General features: G+C 64.6%; 19 protein-coding genes. 11 read left to right on the top strand and 8 right to left on the bottom strand.

Annotation, left to right across the window (positions count from 1 at the left end; translation table 11 throughout):
* The first annotated feature begins 17 nt into the window (after window positions 1–17).
* The 3 genes from G4G71_RS27490 to G4G71_RS27480 all read left to right on the top strand — a co-directional run bounded on the left by G4G71_RS27490 (window position 18) and on the right by G4G71_RS27480 (window position 2,358).
* Complete coding sequence (locus G4G71_RS27490; RefSeq protein WP_169941798.1) at window positions 18–803, top strand: transporter substrate-binding domain-containing protein; 786 nt, start codon at window positions 18–20, stop codon at window positions 801–803.
* An 81-nt stretch (window positions 804–884) separates the two neighbouring features.
* Window positions 885–1,595 carry an ABC transporter permease gene (locus tag G4G71_RS27485; protein ID WP_169941796.1) on the top strand — a complete coding sequence of 237 codons (711 nt, stop codon included), beginning with the start codon at window positions 885–887 and terminating at the stop codon, window positions 1,593–1,595.
* Window positions 1,596–1,608: 13 nt separating this feature from the next.
* Complete coding sequence (locus G4G71_RS27480) at window positions 1,609–2,358, top strand: ABC transporter permease (RefSeq protein WP_038803230.1); 750 nt, start codon at window positions 1,609–1,611, stop codon at window positions 2,356–2,358.
* A gap of 57 nt (window positions 2,359–2,415) precedes the next feature.
* Here the strand turns inward: G4G71_RS27480 and G4G71_RS27475 are convergent, their stop codons facing one another.
* Entirely contained in the window at window positions 2,416–3,039 is a 624-nt protein-coding gene (locus G4G71_RS27475; RefSeq protein ID WP_169941793.1) for a TetR/AcrR family transcriptional regulator, read from the bottom strand.
* A gap of 105 nt (window positions 3,040–3,144) precedes the next feature.
* On the opposite strand from G4G71_RS27475, the gene G4G71_RS27470 reads away from it, so the two are divergent.
* Window positions 3,145–4,158 carry a M14 family metallopeptidase gene (locus G4G71_RS27470; RefSeq protein ID WP_169941791.1) on the top strand — a complete coding sequence of 338 codons (1,014 nt, stop codon included), beginning with the start codon at window positions 3,145–3,147 and terminating at the stop codon, window positions 4,156–4,158.
* Between the two features lie 93 nt (window positions 4,159–4,251).
* Here the strand turns inward: G4G71_RS27470 and G4G71_RS27465 are convergent, their stop codons facing one another.
* From G4G71_RS27465 to G4G71_RS27455, 3 genes are all read right to left on the bottom strand, one after another.
* A complete protein-coding gene (locus G4G71_RS27465) occupies window positions 4,252–4,695 on the bottom strand; it encodes an REP-associated tyrosine transposase (protein WP_169941789.1) in 444 nt (147 codons plus the stop codon).
* A 178-nt stretch (window positions 4,696–4,873) separates the two neighbouring features.
* Window positions 4,874–6,457 carry a peptide chain release factor 3 gene (locus G4G71_RS27460; protein ID WP_169941787.1) on the bottom strand — a complete coding sequence of 528 codons (1,584 nt, stop codon included), beginning with the start codon at window positions 6,455–6,457 and terminating at the stop codon, window positions 4,874–4,876.
* Between the two features lie 128 nt (window positions 6,458–6,585).
* Window positions 6,586–7,857, bottom strand: coding sequence for a cation:proton antiporter (locus G4G71_RS27455; RefSeq protein WP_169941785.1), 1,272 nt, complete (start codon window positions 7,855–7,857; stop codon window positions 6,586–6,588).
* Between the two features lie 447 nt (window positions 7,858–8,304).
* On the opposite strand from G4G71_RS27455, the gene G4G71_RS27450 reads away from it, so the two are divergent.
* The 4 genes from G4G71_RS27450 to G4G71_RS27435 are packed head-to-tail and all read left to right on the top strand — an operon-like array spanning window position 8,305 to window position 11,825.
* Window positions 8,305–9,021, top strand: coding sequence for an ABC transporter permease (locus G4G71_RS27450; RefSeq protein ID WP_169941783.1), 717 nt, complete (start codon window positions 8,305–8,307; stop codon window positions 9,019–9,021).
* Window positions 9,022–9,047: 26 nt separating this feature from the next.
* Entirely contained in the window at window positions 9,048–9,989 is a 942-nt protein-coding gene (locus tag G4G71_RS27445; RefSeq protein WP_169941781.1) for a glycine betaine ABC transporter substrate-binding protein, read from the top strand.
* Window position 9,990: 1 nt separating this feature from the next.
* Entirely contained in the window at window positions 9,991–10,656 is a 666-nt protein-coding gene (locus G4G71_RS27440) for an ABC transporter permease (RefSeq protein ID WP_169941779.1), read from the top strand.
* Window positions 10,657–10,658: 2 nt separating this feature from the next.
* Window positions 10,659–11,825 carry an osmoprotectant ABC transporter ATP-binding protein OsmV gene (locus G4G71_RS27435; RefSeq protein ID WP_169941777.1) on the top strand — a complete coding sequence of 389 codons (1,167 nt, stop codon included), beginning with the start codon at window positions 10,659–10,661 and terminating at the stop codon, window positions 11,823–11,825.
* Window positions 11,826–12,252: 427 nt separating this feature from the next.
* Here G4G71_RS27435 and G4G71_RS27430 read toward each other — a convergent pair whose 3' ends face one another.
* Window positions 12,253–12,528 (bottom strand): hypothetical protein, encoded by a 276-nt coding sequence (locus G4G71_RS27430; protein WP_169941775.1) that lies wholly within the window; start codon window positions 12,526–12,528, stop codon window positions 12,253–12,255.
* Between the two features lie 39 nt (window positions 12,529–12,567).
* Between G4G71_RS27430 and G4G71_RS27425 the strand changes: the two genes are divergently transcribed.
* The gene (locus G4G71_RS27425) at window positions 12,568–13,731 is read left to right on the top strand and encodes a type III PLP-dependent enzyme (protein WP_169941773.1); all 1,164 of its coding nucleotides are present in this window, start codon (window positions 12,568–12,570) and stop codon (window positions 13,729–13,731) included.
* A gap of 284 nt (window positions 13,732–14,015) precedes the next feature.
* Here G4G71_RS27425 and G4G71_RS27420 read toward each other — a convergent pair whose 3' ends face one another.
* The 3 genes from G4G71_RS27420 to G4G71_RS27410 form a co-directional block, all read right to left on the bottom strand.
* Complete coding sequence (locus tag G4G71_RS27420) at window positions 14,016–15,818, bottom strand: phosphoethanolamine transferase CptA (protein ID WP_169941771.1); 1,803 nt, start codon at window positions 15,816–15,818, stop codon at window positions 14,016–14,018.
* A 97-nt stretch (window positions 15,819–15,915) separates the two neighbouring features.
* Entirely contained in the window at window positions 15,916–16,710 is a 795-nt protein-coding gene (locus G4G71_RS27415; protein ID WP_169941769.1) for a tetratricopeptide repeat protein, read from the bottom strand.
* Window positions 16,711–16,716: 6 nt separating this feature from the next.
* Window positions 16,717–17,397 carry a Fe2+-dependent dioxygenase gene (locus G4G71_RS27410; protein ID WP_169941767.1) on the bottom strand — a complete coding sequence of 227 codons (681 nt, stop codon included), beginning with the start codon at window positions 17,395–17,397 and terminating at the stop codon, window positions 16,717–16,719.
* A gap of 201 nt (window positions 17,398–17,598) precedes the next feature.
* Between G4G71_RS27410 and G4G71_RS27405 the strand changes: the two genes are divergently transcribed.
* Both G4G71_RS27405 and G4G71_RS27400 read left to right on the top strand, forming a co-directional pair.
* Entirely contained in the window at window positions 17,599–19,905 is a 2,307-nt protein-coding gene (locus tag G4G71_RS27405; protein ID WP_169941765.1) for a TonB-dependent receptor, read from the top strand.
* A 181-nt stretch (window positions 19,906–20,086) separates the two neighbouring features.
* The gene (locus G4G71_RS27400; RefSeq protein WP_240964978.1) at window positions 20,087–22,633 is read left to right on the top strand and encodes a sulfite reductase flavoprotein subunit alpha; all 2,547 of its coding nucleotides are present in this window, start codon (window positions 20,087–20,089) and stop codon (window positions 22,631–22,633) included.
* Window positions 22,634–23,015 lie beyond the last annotated feature (382 nt).

Below are 23,015 nucleotides of genomic sequence, written 5' to 3'. Positions count from 1 at the left end.
CAACGCAGGGGATCACGATGAGCAAGAAAGGTCTGTGCAATCTGATGGTGGGCGCGGCGATGCTGATGGCCGGCGTAGCGAGCGCCCAAGCCGAAACGATCCGCTTCGCCCTGGCCGCCGAACCCTATCCACCCTTCTCGCAGAAGCAGCCCGATGGTAGCTGGGTCGGCTTCGAGCCGGACCTGATCCACAAGGTCTGCGCCGAGATGAAGGCCACCTGCGAGATCGACGAAGTGGCCTGGGACGGCATTATCCCGGCACTGCTGGCGAAGAAGATCGACGTGATCTTCAACTCCCTGTCGATCACCGACGAGCGCGAGAAGCAGATTGCCTTCAGCCGCCCCTATTACGACACTCCGGTCGCCGTCGCCGCGCCCCAGGCGGTGGACGTGCAGATCAGCCCCGAAGGCCTGAAGGGCAAGGCCATCGGCGTGCAGATATCCACGGTCAGCTCCAACTACCTGAAGAAGTACTACGAGAAGATCGCCGACGTGCGCTACTACGACACCCAGGACTCGGTGAACGCCGATCTGGTGGCCGGGCGCATCGACCTGATGATGGCCGACGGCATTGCCGTGGCTTCCTTCGTCAAGTCGCCGGACGCCCAGGCTGCCGGCATCGTCAACAAGGGCGAAGTGAAGTACGACCCCCTGTTCGGCCGTGGTGTTGGCGCCGGCATGCGCAAAGGCGACACCGAGCTGAAGGCGAAGATGGACGAGGCCATCGGCAAGCTGCTCGCCAGCGACGACTACAAGGCGCTGTCGGACAAGTACTTCGGCATGAGCGTCGCGCCCAAGCAGTGACCCCGGCGCGATCCGCTTCAGCGCCCGCGCGCTTGTCCGGCGCGCGGGCACGAACCTGAGCCTCCCATCCTGGAGACGGCCATGCAAAGCATCTTCGACCTGATCGGCTTCGGTCCTACCGGCTGGGGCCCGGCCCTGCTCAAGGGGCTGCTGGTCACCCTGCAGATTTCCGTCGGCGCCTTCCTGGTCGGCCTGCTGATCGGCCTGGCCGCAGCCAGCGCCAAGATCGGTGGCCCGCGCCCGCTGGCGATGCTCGCGCGCGGCTACACCACGCTGTGCCGGGCGGTGCCGGAGCTGCTGCTGATCCTGCTGCTGTTCTACGTCGGCTCCATGGGCCTGAACCAGTTCTTCGAGTGGCTCGGCTACGGCCAGGTGAAGCTCAACGGCATGATGGTGGCCATCGTCGTGCTCGGCCTGGTGCAGGGGGCCTACGCCTCGGAAATCTTTCGCGGCGCCATCCAGTCGATTCCCTTCGGTCAGATCGAAGCGGCGCGCGCCTACGGCATGCACGGCTTCGGCCTGTTCCGCCGGGTGACCCTGCCGATGATGGCGCCCAACGCGCTGGCCGGCATGGCCAACCTGTGGGTCAACCTGATCAAGGACAGTGCGCTGATCAGCGTGGTGGGCACCAACGAGCTGCTCTACACGGCCAAGCAGGCCGCCGGCTCGACCCGCCACTATCTCACCTTCTACCTCACCGCGGCGGCGCTGTACTACGTGCTCACCGTGCTTTCCAACCTGTTCGCGGGCTACCTGGAGCGACGATTCCGTCGCTGGATTCCGGCGGTCTGAACGAGGCGCGGCGATGAACGAACACTGGCTATTCGTCTACGGGGCCCTGCTGCTCAAGGGCCTGGGCACCACCCTGGTGATCCTGCTGATTTCCGCCATCCTCGGCTTTGCCCTGGCGCTGGTCGTGGCGCTGGCGCGGATGTCGCGCAACTTCCTGGTCTCGCGCCTGGCGCTGGCGTACACCAGCGTGATTCGCGGCACGCCGTTGCTGGTGCAGATCTACATCTTCTACTACGGCCTGGGCAGCCTGTTCGCGCAGTTCCCGCTGATCCGCGGCAGCTTCCTCTGGCCTTACTTGCGCGACGGCTTCTGGTACATCGTGATCGCGCTGATCCTCTCGGTCGGCGCCTACGTCGGCGAGGTGGTTCGCGGTGGCCTCAAGGCGGTGCCGCGCGGCGAGCTGGAGGCCGCCTCGGCGTTCGGCATGAACCGCAGGCTGGTGCTCTACCGCGTGTGGCTGCCGCGGGCGATCCGCCTGCTGTTGCCGACCCTGGCGGGGGAGAGCGTGATGTTGCTCAAGTCCACCGCACTGGCGTCCACCATCGCCGTGGTCGACCTGCTCGGCGCGGCCAACGTGGTGCGCGCGCAGACCTTCCAGGTGTATGAGCCGCTGCTGCTGGTGGCGGCGATCTACGTCTGCCTGACCTTCATCATCGAGGCGCTGTTCGCCGTGCTGGAGCGCACCACGCCGGTCCGCCGCGAAACACAGAAGCCGGCGCAGCGATCATGGTTGGGCAAGCGTCGCGCAAGAACGGCGGTTTGAATATTCGCGGCTCGCCTGGCGACATCCAGCCGACGCGCAGCAGATCGTTGCCGCACTTCAGGCGTAGGCGCCGCGACGGAGTCCCTCTACCCAGCAGCGGCTGAGTTCGAGGCCGTCGGCGGCGCTGAAGTTGCTCGGGTTCAGGCACCACTCCAGCCACAGCCCGTCGAGCATGGCGGAGAGGCCGATGGCGGCCAGGCGCGGGCGCGCCACGCTGAAGCTTTCGGCGTGGGCGAGCTCGCTGATGAGTGTTTCGAGGATGGCAAGGTAGCTCTGATAGCCGCGCTCGTGAGCCTCGTTCACCGGCGGCGAGTGGCGGATCAGGCTCCAGAACACCACCCAGGGGCTGAGCAGGTCAGGGTCCAGCACTTGCGGTGAGAAGGATCCGGTGAGGAAGGCTTCCATGCGTGCGGCGGGATCGCTGCCGGCGGCGTCTACCTGCTGGTAGAGCGCCTGGGTGACCTCGCTGGCAAGGGTCTCGTAGGCCTGGGCAACCAGCGCGTCGATGCTGCCGAAATGGTGGTTCACCAGGCCCACGGCGACGCCGGCTTCCTTGGCGATGCGGCGCACCGAGATGCCCGCGTGGCCATCGGCGACCAGGCACTTGAGGCAGGCGCGCACCAGGTGGTCGCGACGTTCCTCGGAGGTGGCGCGCTGGGCTTTCTGGCGGGGCATGTCCACGGTGCGACGTCCTTTTGCGGCGTGCCGGAAACCGGCGACTGGAGTCGATACTAGGAGGCGCCGGCAAAGATTTCCATGGGCGATTCGGACAGAGGAGAGGGCTTGATGATCGAGGATGTGTCCTTCAGCGTGCCGGGTGACTCGGGCGCGGAGCTGCGCGTTCTGGCGTGGCGTATCGACGGCGGCAAGCCGGGGCCGCGGGTGCACCTGCAGGCCGGCGTGCACGCCGATGAAATCGCCGGGATGCTGGTGCTTCACGAACTGCTGTCGCGCCTGCGCGAGGCGGCCGAGCGGGGTGCCCTCAATGGCAGCGTGACGCTGGTGCCGCAGGCCAATCCCATCGGCATCGGGCAGTTCCGCCAGGGGCGAATTCTCGGCCGCAACCATGACGCCACGTCGCGCAATTTCAACCGTGGCTTCATCGTCTCGGCAGCGGCCAGCGGGACCCTGGACAACCTCACGCTGTGGCAGAAGCGCCTGGCCGAGCTGGCCGCGCCGGCGGACATCGTCCTCGACCTGCACACCGACGACGAGGCGCTGCAGTATGTCTACGTCCACGAGTGCTTCTGGCCCGCCGCGCAGGACCTCGCTGCGGCGTTGCGCGCGGAGCTGGCGATCATCTGGGAAGGCGATGGCGACGGGGCGTTCGAGGAGGTGGTGATCGCGCCGTGGTTGGCCGAGCAGCGCTTCGAGGGGCGCCTGGTCGCCACTGTTGAACTGCGTGGCCAGGGCGACGTCAGCGATGCGCTGGCGCAGCAGGATGCCGACGGCCTCTATCGTTTCCTCGGCGCGCGCGGCGTGGTGGGCGATGCAGGCCCGTTACCGGAATGGAAGGGCGTCGCCACGCCGATGGGCTTCATGGAAACGGTGTTTGCACCGGCCGCTGGGGTGCTGGTGTTCGAGCGTGAGCTGGGTGAGTTCATCGAGGCGGGCGAGCGCTTCGCTCGCATCATTTCCCGGCCCGGTGATGCAAGCAGCGAACACATCCTGCGGGCGCCGCAGAGCGGGCTGTTCGCCACCCGTTACCGTGACCGGTTGATTCCCCAGGGTGCCATCGCGGGCAAGTTCACCGGTAGTGCGACCTCAAGCACCTGGACGTCCGGTGCCCTCGATCCATGATGTGCTGCTTTTCGTAGGAGCGAGCTTGCTCGCGAACAAACTCCGCTGCGGGGCTAGGGTTCGCGAGCAAGCTCGCTCCTACAGGGCTATGCGTTACAGCCAGACAGCGTTCCAGAAGGAATATTCACGAAGTGATTTGACCAGTCCTGCGCGCAAAGGGTTGGCGACCAAATAGCGAGCCGCTGCTTTCAGGTCTTCATCGTGTCGCAGGGCGTAGTCGTGGTAGCCAGATTGCCAGACTTTGCTCGTGCGTTTGAGTGCCTTGTTGAGCGAAATGGCAGTGAGCGATTTGAGCGACTGCATGAAGTCACTGAGCGAGTGACCTTTGAGTTGCACCAGGCAATGCAGATGATCTGGCATCAATACCCAAGCCAGAATGCTCGTCGAAGTTAGTTGATGAAGCTCGCGGGCGACGGCGCTGGCGGCTGACCACTGATGGAAGAGCGGTTTGCGCTGGTGAGTTACTGTCGTCAGGAGGTATATCTGACCGTCAATCGAGCAACGCCCGTTTCGTAGATCCCTGCCATGAAATCCCATCGTGCCGCTCCCGTGCTGTCCGATGTCAAAGATTGCAGAGGAGGTGGGGCATGACTGTAGGAGCGAGCTTGCTCGCGAACCTGCGTGATCCGGTTCGCGAGCAAGCTCGCTCCTACAAAAAACAAACGACAAAAACAAATACGCCCGCGCAAGGCGGGCGTTTTCGTGAGCGGCGAACTCAGTGGTGTTCGCGGGTGGCGCGGAAGGTGATGTCCGGCCAGCGCTCTTCCATCAGGCTCAGGTTGACGCGGGTCGGGGCCAGGTAGGTGAGGTGGCCGCCGCCGTCCACGGACAGGTTCTCGAAGGCCTTGTCCTTGAACTCCTTGAGCTTCTTCTCGTCCTTGCACTCGATCCAGCGCGCGGACCAGACGTTGATCTGCTCGTAGGCGCACTCGACCTTGTATTCCTCCTTCAGGCGGCTGGCGACGACGTCGAACTGCAGCACGCCGACGGCGCCGAGGATGATGTCGTTGTTGCGCTCGGGGAAGAACACCTGGGTGGCACCTTCCTCGGCCAGTTCCTGCAGGCCCTGGCGCAGCTGCTTGGATTTCAGCGGGTCCTTCAGGCGCACGCGGCGGAACAGTTCCGGAGCGAAGTGCGGGATGCCGGTGAAGCCCAGCGCCTCGCCTTCGGTGAAGGTGTCGCCGATCTGGATGGTGCCGTGGTTGTGCAGGCCGATGATGTCGCCGGCGAAGGCTTCTTCCAGCTGCTCACGCTCGCTGGAGAAGAAGGTCAGCGCGTCGGCGATCTTCACGTCCTTGCCCAAGCGCACGTGGCGCATCTTCATGCCCTTCTCGTACTTGCCCGAGCAGATGCGCATGAAGGCGATGCGGTCGCGGTGTTTCGGGTCCATGTTCGCTTGGATCTTGAACACGAAGCCGGAGAACTTCTCCTCGGTCGGCGCCACGGTGCGCTCGTGGGCGCCACGCTCCAGCGGCTGCGGGGCCCAGTCGACGATGCAGTCCAGCACCTGGTCGACACCGAAGTTGCCCAGCGCGGTACCGAAGAACACCGGGGTCATCTCGCCCTTGAGGAAGGCGTCCTTGTCGAACTCGTGGCAGGCGCCCTGGACCAGTTCCAGCTCTTCGAGGAAGTTGTCGTAGAGGTCGCCCAGGTGAGCGCGGGCTTCGTCCGAGTCGAGCTTGTCGATGACCTTGGTCTCGATACGTTCGTGGCCGTGGCCCGGTACGTAGACGATGATCTTGTCCTGGGCGAGGTGGTACACGCCCTTGAAGTCCTTGTAGCAGCCGATCGGCCAGGTGATCGGCGCGGCCTTGATCTTCAGCACCGCCTCGATCTCGTCGAGCAGCTCGATCGGGTCGCGGATGTCGCGGTCGAGTTTGTTGATGAAGCTGACGATGGGCGTGTCGCGCAGCCGGCAGACTTCCATCAGGGCGATGGTGCGCGGCTCTACACCCTTACCGCCGTCGAGGACCATCAGCGCCGAGTCCACCGCGGTCAGGGTGCGGTAGGTGTCTTCGGAGAAGTCTTCGTGGCCGGGGGTGTCGAGCAGGTTGATCATGTGCTCGCGGTAGGGGAACTGCATCACCGAGGTGGTGATGGAGATGCCGCGCTGCTTCTCCATCTCCATCCAGTCGGAGGTGGCGTGGCGGTCGGACTTGCGCGACTTCACGGTACCGGCGACGGCAATCGCCTTGCCCATCAGCAGGAGCTTCTCGGTAATGGTGGTCTTACCGGCGTCGGGGTGGGAAATGATCGCGAACGTACGGCGCTTCGCGACTTCGGCGGCTTGGATGCTCATGGATGGGTGCCTGGTCGATTCGGTGAAGACGGGCGGCGAGCGGCCCGAAAAACGCGGGATTATAGCCTGATTCGAGGCGTCGCCGGCAGACCCGGCGACGCAAGGCTCAAGGACTCTGGAGGGCGCTGTCAGTGGTCGCTGTCGGCAGCCGGCTCGGCGCCCTTGTAGATGCGCCGCACCAGCGGACCGATGGACAGGCCCTGGAGCAGGATCGACACCAGCACCACCACGTAGGTCAGGCTGAGGATCAGGTCGCGCTGCTCGCCCAGCGGCAGGGACAGCGCCAGGGCCACCGAGACGCCGCCACGCAGGCCGCCCCAGACGAGGATGCGGATGGTCCCGGCGGGCACCTGGCGGCGGCCGTTCTCGGTCTGGCGCAGCACGACGATGGCCGGGGCCACGGTGAGCAGGCGCGAGATCAGTACCGCGCCGCCCAGGGTGAACGCCGCCACCACGTGCAGCCAGTTGAACGGCAGCAGGAGCAGCTCCAGGCCGATCAGAGCGAACAGCAGGGCGTTGAGGATCTCGTCGATCAGCTCCCAGAACTTGTCGATGTAGCGCCGCGTTTCGTCGGACATGGCGTAGTGGCGCGCCTGGTTGCCGATGATCAGGCCGGCCACCACCATGGCGATGGGCGCCGATACGTGCAGCCGCGCCGCCAGTGCAGCGCCGCCGATCACCAGGGCCAGGGTGAGCATGACTTCCACCTGATACTGGTCGATGCCACGCATCATCAGGAACACGCCGTAGCCCAGCGCCGCGCCGAACAGGATGCCGCCGATGGCTTCCTGCACGAACAGCCAGGCAATCGTCGAGGCGGTGGGCGTTTCGCCGGCCAGGAGGATGCCCAGCAGGATGGTGAAGACCACCACGGCGGTGCCGTCGTTGAACAGCGACTCGCCGACTATGGTGGTGGCCAGCGGCTTGGGCGCGCCGGCGGACTTGAGGATGCCCAGCACCGCGATGGGGTCGGTGGGCGAGATCAGCGCGCCGAACAGCAGGCAGTAGATGAAGTCCACGTGCCAGCCGAAGAGGGCGAAGGTGTAGTAGGCCAGGTAGCCGATCACCGTGGTGGCGATCAGCACGCCGAAGGTGGCCAACAGGCCGATGGGCCACTTGTAGTTGCGCAGGTCGGCGAGGTTCACGTGCAAGGCGCCGGCGAACAGCAGCGCGGGCAGGAACCAGGTCATCAGCACGTCGGAGAAGTCGATGCGGCTGATGATCTGCTGCATCTCGACTTCCAGCACCGGGTAGCCGAGCAGCGACATGCCCTGGGCGATGAAGGAGAACACCAGGGCGGTGGCCATGACGCCGATGGTCGGCGGCAGGCGGATGAAGCGGTAGTTGACGTAGGTGAGCAGGGTGGTCAGCGCGATGAACGCCGCGGCCAGATCAAGCATGGCGATGAATCTCCGTGGTAGGCAAGACGCCGGCCCCGAGTGACCTATCCATGGGTCGGGGGCACGCGAAAGGATCCCGATGATAACCGCTGGGCGAAGTCGCGTACGTTTTCACCGGGCGCATCCGCCATTGGGCAAGCGGCGGAGTGCGATGGTTCAGCCGGATCGGAAGTTTTTTCGAAAGTTTTTTTGTCCGCCACAGCCCCCGGACCATGGGGGCTGAAGCCGAATGCGCGGCTGCGCGATGGCACAAGGATGGCAATTTTATTGAACGTAACGGCACGCACGGGGGTCCACCCCTTCGCGACGACAATCCGCAGGCGCTTTCGCAAGTACTTGATTCTCGTCGCGTTTAATCGAGGTCCCAGGTAAGTCTCAGGACGGGATCGAGCGTCACTTGAGCGCGGCGATGCCAGTCGCCGCGCACCCGAAGGGAGTCCCCCAACCATGGTGAAGTCCACCACGGGCAAGGCCCTGTTCGGCGTCTGCTTTGCAGTCGTTGTGCTGGCTTTGCTGATCCACTGGATCACCCCCGCCACTCTGTGGCAGTACCGCGAAGACCTGCTGTTCTACCTGCAGGCGCACCTGATTCTGGTGTTCGCGTCCATGTTCGCCGCCATCGTGGTCGGCATCCCCGCCGGCATGCTGCTCAGCCGGCCCGCCCTGCAAGGACAGGCCGAGCGCCTGATGCAGATATTCAACGTCGGCAACACCATCCCGCCGCTGGCCGTGCTGGCCATCGCCCTGGCGATCGTCGGGATCGGCAACGGCCCGGCGATCCTCGCGCTGTTCCTCGCTTCGCTGCTGCCCATCGTGCGCAATACCTACGAGGGCCTGCGCGCCGTGCCGGCGTCGCTCAAGGAGGCTGCCACCGGTATCGGCATGACATCGCGCCAGGTGTTGCTGCGCGTCGAACTGCCCAATGCGGTGCCGCTGATCATGGGCGGTGTGCGCATTGCGCTGGCGCTCAACGTCGGTTCAGCGCCGCTGGCCTTCCTGATCGGCGCCAACAGCCTGGGCAGCCTGATCTTCCCCGGCATCGCCCTGGACGATCAGTCCAAGCTGCTGCTCGGCGCCGTGAGTACTGCGCTGCTGGCGCTGGTGCTCGATGGCCTGGTGGTGCTGTTCAGCCGCGGCTTCCTGGAGCGGGGGCTGGCGAAATGAAAGGGAGCTGTTTGAAAGGAGCCCGCATGACACGACGTCTGCTTGGCGTGCTGAGCCTCGTGCTCGCCGCCACCACCGGTCTCGCCCAGGCGGCCGATGTGATCCGCATCGGCGGCAAGCCGTTCACCGAGCAGCGCCTGCTCACCGCCATCACCGCGCAGTACCTGCAGAGCAAGGGCTACGAAGTGAAGGTCACCAACGGCCTGGGTAGCACCCTGGCGCGTAGCGCGCAGCAGAGCGGCCAGCTGGACCTGGTCTGGGAGTACACCGGCTCGTCGCTGATCGTCTACAACAAGGTCACGGACAAGCTGGACGCCGAACAGTCGCTGGCCAGGGTCCGCGAGCTGGACGGCAATAAGGGCTTGATCTGGCCCACGCCCGCGCCGTTCAACAACACCTATGCGCTGGCGATGCCCGAGGAGCAGGCGGAACAGCTCGGGGTGCGCACCCTCAGTGACCTCGCCCGGGTGATGAAGGAGCAGGGTGACAAGAAGACCCACCTGTTCGCCATGGACCCGGAATTCGCCGGCCGCCCGGATGGCCTCGCGCCGATGAGCGAGCTGTACGGCTTCCACTTCACCCGCGATGACGTGCGGCAGATGGATGCGGGCCTGGTGTACACCGCGCTGAAGAACCGCCAGGTGTTCGTCGGCCTTGTCTACACCACCGATGGCCGCCTGAAGGACTTCAAGCTGCGCGTGCTGGAAGACGACAAGCAGTTCTTCCCCTTCTACAACGCCGCGCCGGTGATGCGTGCCGATCTGCTGCAGAAGCACCCGGAACTGAAGACGCTGTTCGACCCCATCGCCAGGCTGCTCGACGACAAGACCATGCAGGCGCTCAACGCCCAGGTCGACATCCAGCAGGAGCCAGTGCAGCGCGTGGCGCAGAAATTCCTGCGCGAGCACGATCTGCTGGGCGACAAGGCCCGGCCGGCACAGGACCAGCCCATAAAGGAGGAGAACTGACATGGACTTCATGACCGTGATTTCCCGCCTCGACTGGGTGCAGGTCGGCCAGCTGACGCTGCAACACCTGATGCTGGTATCCATCGCCGTGGGCCTGGCCATCGTCGTCGGTGTGCCGCTGGGCGTGCTGATGACGCGCTTCAAGTGGCTCGCCGGGCCGCTGCAGGGCGCCGCCACCGTGGTGCTGACCATCCCCTCCATCGCGCTGTTCGGCCTGATGCTGCCGCTCTACTCGAAGATCGGCCAGGGCCTGGGCCCGCTGCCGGCGATCACCGCGGTGTTCCTCTATTCACTGCTGCCGATCCTGCGCAACACCTACCTGGCGCTGACCAACGTCGAGCCCGGCATGCGCGAAGCTGGCAAGGGCATCGGCATGACCTTCTGGCAGCGCCTGCGGATGGTCGACATCCCCATCGCCGTGCCGGTGATCCTCGCCGGCGTGCGCACCGCCGTGGTGATGAACATCGGCGTGATGACCATCGCCGCAGTGATCGGCGCCGGCGGCCTGGGCGTCCTCATCCTCAATTCCATCAGCCAATCCAACATGCCCATGCTGGTGGTCGGCGCGGTACTGGTGAGCCTGCTCGCCATCGCTGCCGACCTGCTGCTGCAGTGGCTGCAGCGTGCGCTGACCCCGAAGGGCCTGCGCCCGCAGACAGGAGACTGAACATGATCGAACTCGACCAACTGACCAAGACCTTCACCCTCAAGGACGGCAAGGAATTCCGCGCCGTGGACAAGGTCAGCCTGACCGTGGAGAAGGGTGAGATCTGCGTGTTCCTCGGCCCCTCCGGCTGTGGCAAGACCACCACGCTGAAGATGATCAACCGTATCATCCAGCCCACTTCCGGGCGCGTGTTGATCGACGGCCAGGACACCCGCGAACTGGACGAAGTGACCCTGCGCCGCCACATCGGCTACGTGATCCAGCAGATCGGCCTGTTCCCCAACATGACCATCGAGGAAAACATCATGGTCGTGCCGCGCCTGCTGGGCTGGGACAAGCAGAAGTGCAAGGACAAGGCGCGCGAGCTGATGGCGATGGTCAAGCTCGAACCCAAGCAATACCTGTCGCGCTACCCGCGCGAGCTGTCCGGTGGGCAGCAACAGCGTATCGGGGTGATCCGCGCGCTGGCGGCGGATGCGCCGCTGCTGCTGATGGACGAGCCGTTCGGCGCAGTGGACCCGATCAACCGTGAGTCGATCCAGAACGAGTTCTTCGAGTTGCAGCGCAAGCTGGGCATGACCGTGATCATGGTCAGCCACGACATCGACGAAGCGATCAAGCTGGGCGACAAGGTGGCGGTGTTCAAGAGCGGTCGCCTGCTCCAGTTCGACCATCCGGATACCCTGCTGGCGCACCCGGCGGATGAGTTCGTCAGTGCCTTCACCGGCCAGGACAGCACCTTGAAACGCCTGCTGCTGGTGCGCGCCGAGGATGCCGCCGACAGCAGCTTCATCACCGCCGGCCCGCAGACCAGCGTGGCCGAGGCGCTGGAGAAGATGGAGGAGGATGACCGCCGCTATCTCGTGGTGGTGGACGCCAACGGCAAAGGCCTGGGCTACGTGCGCCGCAAGGACATGCGCCACAAGGACGGTGTGTGCAGCAACTTCCTCAACGACTTCCGCGTCACCGCCAGCCACGACGAGCACCTGCGCATCCTCTTGTCGCGCATGTACGAGTTCAACAGCTCGTGGCTGCCGGTGCTCGATGCGGACGGGCAGTTCCTCGGCGAGGTGACGCAGGAGTCCATCGCGGACTACCTGAGCTCCGGCCGCTCGCGTGGGCGCAAGACCAATATCGTGTCGCCGGCGGAGGTGGCGCAGGCTTCGTAAGCAGTTTTCTATAGGAGCGAGCTTGCTCGCGAATAGCCCTGGGCGTTTGTTTTCCCTCTCCCTAACCCTCTCCCTGAAGGGAGAGGGGATATCCGTGCTGCTTGTTGCGTTTACACAGGCCGGCTGGCATGGCACTTCCAGCACACTCGGAAAGCTCCCTCTCCCTTCAGGGAGAGGGCGGGGGAGAGGGAGCGCCCAGCTCCCATTTTCCCCTTCACCAAATCCCCTCCCGCACCACCCATCCCAAAGCGCTGAACTCCCCCCTCTGTCACCGGTCGTTAACTCAGTAGGCCGATGATGCTGAAACCCGTCGAAAGCCCCATTCTGTGCGGTATTCCGTGCATTTTGTTGAGTATCCAAAACAGTCAACCGGTAGTGCGACAAAGGGATGTAAAAAAGCGGCAATTCAGGGTTGAACTCACGAACTTCAGGTCCTAAAGTTCGCGCCCGAACGTCCATGCTGGAAACGATCCATCCGGCTCAAGTACTGACGACGAGAGATTTTCTGGAAGCCCTTCAGCGGCTTCTGCGACCACTTCATGGCTAGACGCTTCGCCGCAGACAGTAGATCGACTACGGCAAGGCGGAGCAACGACGCCAGGGAGTGGTCGCAGGAGTCGCCGGGCACCAGGTGATACTCGGCGACATGCCTTGGGAAGTAGGCGAACCAAAGTGGGGAAACGGATTCGACGTTCAGCTTCACCCCTACGAATAACCTGTTCTGCCATTTGGAGTCCCAACCATGTCCATCAAGGTCGAGGATTACTTCGCCCCCGAAACCTTCCAGCGCATGAAGGCATTCGCCGACAAGCAGGAAACCCCCTTCGTCGTCATCGACAAGCAGACCATCGCCGACGCCTATGACCAGCTGACCGGCTGCTTCCCGTTCGCGAAGATCTACTACGCGGTGAAGGCCAACCCCGCCACCGAGATCACCGAGCTATTGCGCGACAAGGGCTCGAACTTCGACATCGCCTCGATCTACGAGCTGGACAAGGTGATGAAGGCCGGTGTGCGTCCGGACCAGATCAGCTACGGCAATACCATCAAGAAAGCCCGCGACATCCGTTACTTCTTCGACAAGGGCGTACGCCTGTTCGCCACGGACTCCGAGGCCGACCTGCGCAACATCGCCAAGGCCGCACCGGGTTCCAAGGTCTACGTGCGCATCCTCACCGAGGGCTCCACCTCTGCCGACTGGCCGCTGTCGCGCAAGTTCGGCTGCCAGTCCGACATGGCCATGGACCTGCTGGTGCTGGCCCGCGACCTGGGCCTGGTGCCCTACGGCGTGTCGTTCCACGTTGGCTCGCAGCAGCGTGACATCGGCGTGTGGGACGCGGCCATCGCCAAGGTCAAGGTCATCTTCGAGCGCCTGAAGGAAGAAGACGGCATCGAACTGAAGCTGATCAACATGGGCGGCGGCTTCCCGGCCAACTACATCGCCAAGACCAACAGCCTGGAAACCTACGCCGAAGAAATCATCCGCTTCCTCAAGGAAGACTTCGGCGACGAGCTGCCGGAAATCATCCTGGAGCCGGGCCGTTCGTTGATTGCCAACGCCGGCATCCTGGTCAGTGAAGTGGTGCTGGTGGCACGCAAGTCGCGCACCGCCGTCGAACGCTGGGTGTTCACCGACGTGGGCAAGTTCTCCGGGCTGATCGAAACCATGGACGAGTCGATCAAGTTCCCGATCCATGTCGAGAAGAAAGGCGAGTTGGAAGAAGTGGTGATCGCTGGGCCGACCTGCGACAGCGCGGACATCATGTACGAGCACTACAAATACGGTCTGCCGCTGAACCTGGCAGCCGAGGATCGTCTGTACTGGCTGTCGACCGGGGCTTACACCACCAGCTACAGCGCGGTGGAGTTCAATGGCTTCCCGCCGCTGAAGGCGTTCTACCTGTAAGGCTTGCTTCAATGAAAAAGCCCCGCTGATGCGGGGCTTTTTCATTCTGCGATGCTGAAGCTGTTGCGCAGGAGCGGACTTCGTCCACGAAATCCCGTGCCAAGAAGGAAGCCGAAGCGACACACCACCCTGTAGGAGCGAGCTTGCTCGCGAACGCTCTGGTCCAGCTGCGATGGGCTGTTCGCGAGCAAGCTCGCTCCTACAAGAAAGCGCCGTGCATTCTCGTCAGGCGGAATGAAAAACGCCCCGCAGGAGCGGGGCGTTTTCATCACATCACTGAAGACTCAACCCTCCTTGGGCTGCTTCGCCACCGGGGTCTGCGCCGTGGCCGGCGCCTTGGCGTCGGTGGCGATTTCCTGCTGCTGCGCGGCCTTGTCCAGCGGCAGCTTGTCGAACTCGTGCAGGCCGTCCTTCTTGTACGGGTCGCCGATCCAGCGCGGTGCAGCGGCAAACTGCTGGTTCACCAGGCTCTTGGCCGGTTCGTAGCGGTCGTAGCTCAGGCCGGCGAGGTCCGACAGGGTATGGATCAGGTGCGAGCTGCTGTAGGAGCGATTGGCCACCGCCTGCAGGTCGCGGGGGTGGTCGGCCTGCCAGCTCGGCGAGGTCCAGACCATGAACGGAATGGTGTACATCGGCCGGGTCGGGTCCATCTCGTTGCGGCCCAGGCGGTCGTGGTTGCCCGAGCTGTAGACCTCTTCGCCGTGGTCGGAGAGGTAGAGCATGAAGCCGTTGGCGTTGGCGGCCGAGTAGCGCTTGATCAGGCTCGACACCACGAAGTCGTTGTAGCGCACCGCGTTGTCGTAGAAGTTGTAGGTCTCCACCTGGTCATCCGACAGCGCCGAGGGCGCGCCCTGGCGGTCCTTGAAGTAGGCGAATTCTTCCGGGTAGCGGTAGCGGTAGTCCATGTGCGTGCCCAGCAGGTGGATCACGATGAACTTCTTCTGCGCCGGGTCCTTCAGGGCCTTCTCGAACGGGTCCAGCACCACGCCGTCGTACTGGCTGGCGTTCTGGTTGCGCTGGTTGTTCAGGTACGCCTGCTCGTCCGTCTGCTGGGAGAAGGTGGTGAGCATGGTGTTGCGCTTGGTCATCGTCTGCTGGTTGGTGATCCAGAAGGTCTTGTAGCCTGCCTGTTTCATCAGGTTGATCAGCGATGGATCAGTGAGGAACCTGTCCGGGTTCTGCTCATCACCGAAGGTGAGAATCTGCTGCATCACCTCGATGGTGTAGGGGCGCGGCGCAACCACGTTCTGGAACACGGTCAGGCCCTGGCCGCTGGCGGCGAGGGCGTCGAGGTTCGGCGTGGTGTCGCGGCCGTAGCCGTACAGGTGCATGTGCTGGCGGGTGGTGGATTCGCCCAGCACCAGGACCAGGGTGCGCGGCTCGTTACCGCTGCTGTCCTTGAGGTTCTGCAAGGGCGGCAGCGAGGCGTTCTGCTGCAGCAGCTTCTGCATGTTGTCCAGTTGCTGGCGGTACTGGACGTAGCCCACCACCAACTGCCACGGTACCGCCGGCTCCATGCGCGACTGCACCTTTTCCACCGCCTGGGCGAAGGTGCGCTCCTGGGTGACCATCTGCTTGTAGAAGGGGTAGAACAGGTTCAGCACGACCAGCAGCACGGCCAGCGGCACGCGGGCATAGGCCGGCATGCTGATCGGGCGGATGCGCTTCCACAGCACCACGGCGACCACGGTGTAGGCCAGCAATGCCAGGCACAGCCAGAGGCTGAAGTACTGGCTGAAGTACTCGCCGGCTTCGGCAGTGTTCGATTCGAACATCACGAAGATGACGCTCTGCGAGAACTCCTGCTTGTAGATGCCGAAGTAGCTCAGCCCCACCAGCGAGGCACCCCAGAGCATCAGGCCGATGACGGCGGCGATGCCCTTTGTGAAGCGCGGCAGCAGCAGCGGCGGTGCGAGCCACAGGCTGCTGAGGAAGAACGCGTCACGGAAGCCGGCGAAGCCGGTAGTGCCGCTGAACAGGATCAGCGCCTGGGTAACGCCGGAGAAGTACCAGAAGAACAGCAGGAGCCAGCCCAGGGCGGCCCAGTCCACGCGTTTGCGCGCTACGGGGGATGTGGTGTTCGACACTTGCGCCTCGTCGTTACGTGGCGGCTGCCGAACACTCCGGCAGCCAGGTTAGCCGGCGAAGATAGCAGGGTTGGCGTGAAAATTACGTCAAGGGGTGTCAGGCGACGCCCATCTGCTCGGCGAGTTGATGCAGGTCCGATTCGTCGCCCAGCTCGGCGGCGCGCTGGAAGTAGGCCAGGGTCAGTTCGCGCAGGCTCGGTGGCATGGAGGCGGCGAGCTGCTGGCGGGCTACGCGCAGGAAGTTGAGGTTGCCGCCTTCCAGCGCGCGTTCCAGCCAGATGCGTGCGGCGGGCAGGTCACCGCGTTCGGCGAGCACCGAGGCGTGGCTGAACTGTCCACGGAAATCGCCGGCCTCGGCCGACCGACGGTACCACTGGTGTGCCGCGTCCAGGTTGCGCGCCACTACCAGGCCTTCCTCGTGGAAGCGCCCGACCAGGTTCATCGACTTGGCGTGCCCCAGCGCCGCCGCGCTTTGGTACAGCGCCAGGGCGCGGGCGTCATCGCGCTGCACGCCACGGCCGGTAGAAAGCAGGTTGGCCAGGTTGTACATCGCCCAGTCGAGCTTCTGCTGCGCCGCGATGGCGTAATGGCCGGCCGCAGCCGTCTCGTCCTTTGCGCACCCCCAGCCGTGCTCCAGGCAGCGCCCGAGCATGTTGCGCGCCATGGCGTGGCCGCGCTCGGCGGCGATGCCGAACCAGGTCAGGGCGAGGCCGACGTCCTGTTCGATGCCGTGGCCGTCGAGGAGGATCTGCCCGAGCAATGCCTGGGCTTCGAGGTCCCCGTCGCGGGCGCCGGTCACGATAAGGCGGGCGGTCTGCCGCGGGTTGTTGGCGAGCTGGCCGGTGAGGTCTTCGACGTTGATTTCTTCAGTGCGACGCAGGACGAAACTCATGGCGGGTCAGACGTCCACCCAGCGGCGCAGCAGGTTGTGGTAGGTGCCGGTCAGTTCGATCAGCGCCGGGTGGTCCGGCACGTCGCGGGTGAGTGCCTGGATTGACTGGTCCATCTGGAACAGCAGGGCGCGCTGGCTGTCCTCGCGCACCAGGCTCTGGGTCCAGAAGAACGAGGCGATGCGCGCGCCACGGGTCACCGGGTTGACCTTGTGCAGGCTAGTGGCGGGGTAGAGCACCAGGTCGCCGGCCGGCAGCTTCACCTGCTGGGTGCCGTAGGTGTCCTGGATCACCAGTTCGCCGCCGTCGTAGTCGTCCGGGTCGCTGAAGAACAGCGTCGAGGACACGTCGGTGCGCACGCGCTCGCGGCCACCCTGGGTGTCGCGCACGGCGTTGTCGATGTGGAAGTCGAACGAACCACCGCCGGTGTAGCAGTTGAACAGCGGCGGGAAGACCTTGCTCGGCAGCGCGGCGGACTGGAACAGCGGGTTGCTCCACAGGCGCTGCAGCATGGCCTCGCCGATCTCGCGGGCCAGTGGGTGGTCCTGCGGCAGTTGCAGGTTGTGCTTGGCGCGGGACGACTGGTAGCCGGCGGTGACCTTGCCGTCGGCCCACTCGGCCTGTTCCAGGGCGGCGCGGATGCGCGTCACCTCATCGCGGGTGAAGACGCCAGGAATGTGCAGCAGCATGGGCCGGTTCCATCAGGTTCGATAATTTGCCAATGATAATGATTTGCAACATATCGGTACAACCGCCATACCCCTACTTCCGACAGGGAGAAAGTGTAAAAGTTGTAAATCATCTGCGTATGGTAATGAATGTGAATTGATACAAATTCTTATTTGCAATAGATTGCGCGGCCTTCATGAGCCCCTGGGGAGGGAGTTTCGATGTCGCGTCAATCCACCGAGTTCGCCGGCAGCAAGCCGCGCCTTCTAGTCAGCGCTGTCGGCGTGGCGATCACCGCCATGTCCGGTACTCATCTGGCCCACGCCGCCGAAGCTTCGTCGAAGAAGTCCGGCCAGGACGTCCTGTCCCTGGACGCCGACACTGTCGTCGGCACCCAGCAGCAGGACCCGACCACCTACAACGTCGAGAAGTCTGCCTCGAAGAAGTACACCGCGCCGCTGCTGGATACGCCGCGCTCGGTGACCGTAGTGCCGCAGCAGGTGATCAAGGACACCGGCGCGCTGACCCTGCAGGATGCGCTGCCTACCGTGCCGGGCATTACCTTCGGCGCCGGCGAGGGTGGCAACCCGACGGGTGACCGTCCGTTCATCCGTGGCTTCGATGCGCAGAGCGACACCTACGTCGACGGCGTCCGCGACACCGGCGCGCAATCGCGTGAAGTCTTCAACCTCGAGCAGATCGAAGTCAGCAAGGGCCCGAACTCGGCCTTCGGTGGCCGCGGCTCGGCCGGTGGCAGCCTGAACCTGATCAGCAAGCAGGCCAAGGCCGGCAACTTCACCGACGGCAGCTTCACCTACGGCTCCGACCAGACCCGTCGCTACACCCTCGACACCAATCAAGAGTTCCTCGACGGCAACGCCGCGTTCCGCCTGAACCTGATGACCCACGACCAGAACGTCGCCGGTCGCCAGGCGGTGGACGCCAGCCGCTGGGGTATCGCGCCGTCCCTGACCTTCGGCCTCAATGGCCCGACCCGCGTCACCGTCAGCCATTACCACCTGGAAAGTGACGACACCCCGGACTCGGGCATCCCGTATGCCAAGAGCGCCGACCGCAGCAAGCACAACCCCGACAAACCGGTGAACGTCGACCGCGACAACTACTACGGCCTGGAAGATCGCGACTTCCAGAAGAGCCGCATCGACACCAGCACCATCACCTTCGAGCACGATTTCAACGATGCCCTGGGCCTGCGCAACACCCTGCGCTACGGCACCGCGCACCAGGACTACATCTGGACCCAGCCCGACGACAGCCAGGGCAACATCAACAACGGCACGGTCTGGCGCCGCAACAACAACCGCATCAGCACCACCACCACCGCGACCAACCAGACCGACCTGTTCGGCGAGTTCTACCTGGCCGGCTTCAAGAACAGCTTCACCACCGGCCTGGAATTCACCCGCGAAGACAGCAAGCGCGACGGCTACACGGTGAACACCAACACCGGTTCCAGCGCCGGCGCCAACAAGTGCCGCCCGGCCATCGTCGGCGCGCCCAGCGGCTACAACTGCACCAGCCTGGAAAACCCGAACCCGCACGACCCGTGGAACGGCAGCATCGTCCGCAACTACAAGCCGCTGAACACCGTGGCCACCACCAAGGCGATCTACGGTTTCGACACCATTGACCTGAACGAGCAGTGGCAGGTCAACGTCGGCGCGCGTTTCGACAGCTTCGAGACCACCGCGAAGAACCATGGCGTGTCGCCGACCACCAAGTTCGAAGACAGCTCCAGCTTCTGGAACTGGCAGGCCGGCGTGGTCTACAAGCCGGCGCCCAACGGCAGCATCTACGCGTCCTACGCGACCTCCGCGACCCCGCCGGGCTCGATGCTGGACAACGGTGACACCGGCAACGCCGTGGACACCTTTGCGGTGAAGAACAACCTGGAGCCGGAAGAAACCACCAACTACGAAATCGGCACCAAGTGGAACTTCCTCGACGAGCGCCTGGAGCTGACCGCGGCGATCTTCCGCACCGACAAGGACAACGCCCGCGTGCTGGTCTCCAACCAGACCTACGACAACGCCGGCCAGTCCCGCGTCGACGGCATCGAGCTGTCCGCCAGCGGCAAGCTGACTGACAAGTGGAAGGTCTTCGCCGGCTACAGCTACCTCGACAGCGAGCTGGTCAAGGCGGGCAAGGCGGGTCGTACCGGCACGGTGAACGCCACCGCTCCGTCCAACGACGGCAACCAGATGCCCAACACCCCGGAAAACAGCTTCAGCCTGTGGACCACCTACGACGTACTGCCCAACGCTACCATCGGCGGCGGCACCTTCTACGTCGACAAGGTCTACGGCGACGTGGCCAACACCATGTACGTGCCGGACTACTGGCGCTACGACGCAATGGCCTCCTACAAGCTGAGCAAGAACGTCGACTTCCAGCTCAACGTGCAGAACGTCTTCGACAAGCAGTACTTCGACAAGGCCTATGCCGCGCACTACGCGTCGCAGGCGGCCGGCCGCACCGTGCTGCTGTCCACCAACTTCCACTTCTAAGGGCGCGCACCTCTGGCGACCCGCCCCGGCCGATGCTCCTCGGCCGGGGCTTTTCTTTGTCCGGGCCGCCAGTGCCGAAGGTAAGGCCAGGGTAAAGATTGTTAAAACGGCTGCGTTTGCGAGCCATTCTCATTAAAATGCCCGCCCTGCGTGATGGGTGTCCGAAGGTGAAGCCGCGGTGTTGAAGAAAGTCCTGTTCCAGTTGCATTGGGTGTTCGGTATCAGCGCAGGCCTGGTACTGGCACTGATGGGCCTCACCGGGGCGATGCTGTCGTTCCAGGATGAGATCCTGCGCGCCATGAACCCCGACAGCCTGGTGGTGGAAAAGCGCGCCGAAGCGGTGCTGCCGATGGACGAACTGATCCGCCGGGTGGAAAGCGCCGAACCAGGCAAGAAGGTCGCCTTCTTCTGGCTCAAGACCGAGGGCGTGGAGTCCGCGCGCATCTTCTTCACTCCGCCACCGGGCCAGCGCCGTGGCGAATCCCTGTATGTCGACCCCTACACCGCAGAAGCCCTGCCCGCGCCAGTGGGCGAGGGCGCCTTCATGTTCATCATGCAGCTGCACCGCTTCCTCGCCGCCGGTGAAGTCGGTCAGCGGATCACTGCCGCCTGCACCCTGATCCTGATCTTCTTCTGCCTCTCCGGCCTGTACCTGCGCTGGCCGCGCAAGGCGCTGAACTGGCGCACCTGGTTGACCTTCGACTGGCGCAAGAAAGGCCGCGCCTTCAACTGGGACCTGCACGCCGTGGCCGGCACCTGGTGCCTGGTGTTCTACCTCCTGGCCTCGCTGACCGGCCTCTACTGGTCCTACGAGTGGTACCGCAGCGGCCTGTTCAAGCTGCTCGATGACGCCCCCGCCGGCCAGGCCAAGGGTGGCCAGCGCGGCGGCAAACGCGGCCAGGCGCCTGAGGGCCCGCCGCCGGTAGTCGATGCCACCGCCATCTGGAACACCATCCAGCAGACCGGCGGCTCCGCCATGACTGCCTACAACCTGCGCCTGCCGCCGGTGAAGGGCCAGCCGGCCACCGTCTTCTACCTCCTCGATGACGCTGCCCACGAACGCGCCTTCAACGAGATGACCATCGACCCGGCCAGCGGCAAGCTGCTCAAGGACCGCCGCTACAACGACAGCAGCACCGGCAAGCAACTGCTCACCAGCGTCTACGCGCTGCATGTGGGCAGCTACTTCGGCCTCACCGGGCGCATCCTGATGATGCTCGCCAGCCTGGCCATGCCGCTGTTCTTCATTACCGGCTGGCTGCTCTACCTCGACCGCCGTCGCAAGAAGCGCGCGGCCCTGGCCGCCCGCGGTGAACTGGGCAGCAACGCCGGCGGCGCCGATTCCTGGCTGGTGGGCTACGCCAGCCAGAGCGGCTTCGCCGAGCAGCTGGCCTGGCAGAGCGCCGGCCAGCTGCAGGCTGCCGGCCTGCCGGTGCGCGTCGAGCCGCTGGGCAAGCTGGACCGAGCGCAGCTGGAGCAGACTCGTAATGCGCTGTTCGTGGTCAGCACCTTCGGCGAGGGCGAGGCGCCGGACAGCGCCCGTGGCTTCGAGCGCCAGGTGCTCGGCCAGACTCTCGGCCTCAATGACCTGCGCTTCGCCATCCTCGCCCTGGGCGACCGCCAGTACGAAGACTTCTGCGGCTTCGCCCGGCGCATGCAGGGCTGGCTGCAAGGGCAGGGTGCGCGCCCATTGTTCGACGGCGTGGAAGTGGACAACGGCGATGCCGCCGCGCTGCATGACTGGCAGGTACGCCTGGCCGAACTCTCCGGCGCCGCGCCGCAAGTGGCCTTCACCGCGCCGGCCTTCGAGGTCTGGACGCTGAGTGGCCGTGAGCACCTGAACCCCGGCAGCCAGGGCGAATCCACCTGGCTGCTGCGCCTCGGGGCACCGAGCGATTCGCAGATCGACTGGGCCGCTGGCGACCTGGTGGAAATCGTTCCGCGCCAACCGGAATTCCTCGTCAGCCGTTGGCTCGAACGCCTTGGCCTCGACGGCGTGGCCAAGGTGCAGGTCGACGGCCTGCCCATGCCGCTCAAGGACGCCCTGGCCGGCTGCCTGTTGCCGGCGAACCTGGAGCATCTGGTCGGCCTGCACGGCCAGGCGGTGGTTGACGCGCTGATCAAGCTCTCGGTGCGTCAGTACTCCATCGCCTCGCTGCGCAGCGAAGGCGCGATGGAGCTGATCGTGCGCCAGGAGCAGCACGCCGACGGTTCGCTGGGTATCTGCTCCGGCTGGCTGACCCAGTACCTGCCCGAAGGCGGCAGCCTGCTGCTGCGCCTGCGGCGCAACCGCAGCTTCCATCTCACCGAGGACGATCGCCCGCTGATCCTGATCGGTAACGGCACCGGTATCGCCGGCCTGCGTGCCTTGCTGCAAGCCAGCGTTGCCGAAGGCCGTTCGCGCAACTGGCTGCTGTTCGGCGAGCGCAACATTGCCCACGACTTCTACTGCCGCGACGAGCTGGATCGCATGCTGGCGCGTGGCGAGCTGCAGCGCCTGGACGTGGCTTTCTCCCGCGACCAGGCCGAGAAGGTCTACGTACAGGATCGCCTGCGCGCCAATGGCGAAATCCTTGTCCAGTGGCTGGACCAGGGCGCAGCGATCTACGTTTGCGGCAGCCTGCAGGGCATGGCCGAAGGCGTCGACCGCGCCCTGCGCGAGATGCTTGGCGATGCCGAGGTCGAGGCGCTGCTGGAGAGTGGGCGCTATCGGCGCGACGTGTATTGAGGTGGCGTTGGGTGTAGTCAATCGCGGACGGAGTCCGCTCCCACGCTCAGCGTGACTGGCGTTTCGTAGGCGCGAGCTTGCTCGCGAACGGGTATTCCGGCAGCTCCGGCGCTGGGTGGGTTCGCGAGCAAGCTCGCTCCTACAGGATTAAAAGCGGGCGTTATCGGCGCGACGTGTATTGATCGGGTGTTGGGCGTAGCCCATCGCGGACGGAGTCCGCTCCCACGCTCAGCGTGACTGGCTTTTCGTAGGAGCGAGATTGCTCGCGAACGGATTTTCCGGCGGCTCCAGCGCTGGACGGGTTCGCGAGCAAGCTCGCTCCTACAGGGGAGCACCGCACTGCGTTGTCGGCGGGGCAAACAAAAAGGCCCCCGCGATTGCG

It is taken from the genome of Pseudomonas multiresinivorans (assembly GCF_012971725.1).
Taxonomy (GTDB): Bacteria; Pseudomonadota; Gammaproteobacteria; order Pseudomonadales; family Pseudomonadaceae; genus Pseudomonas; species Pseudomonas multiresinivorans.
This window is presented reverse-complemented; position numbering and strand designations above follow the sequence as displayed.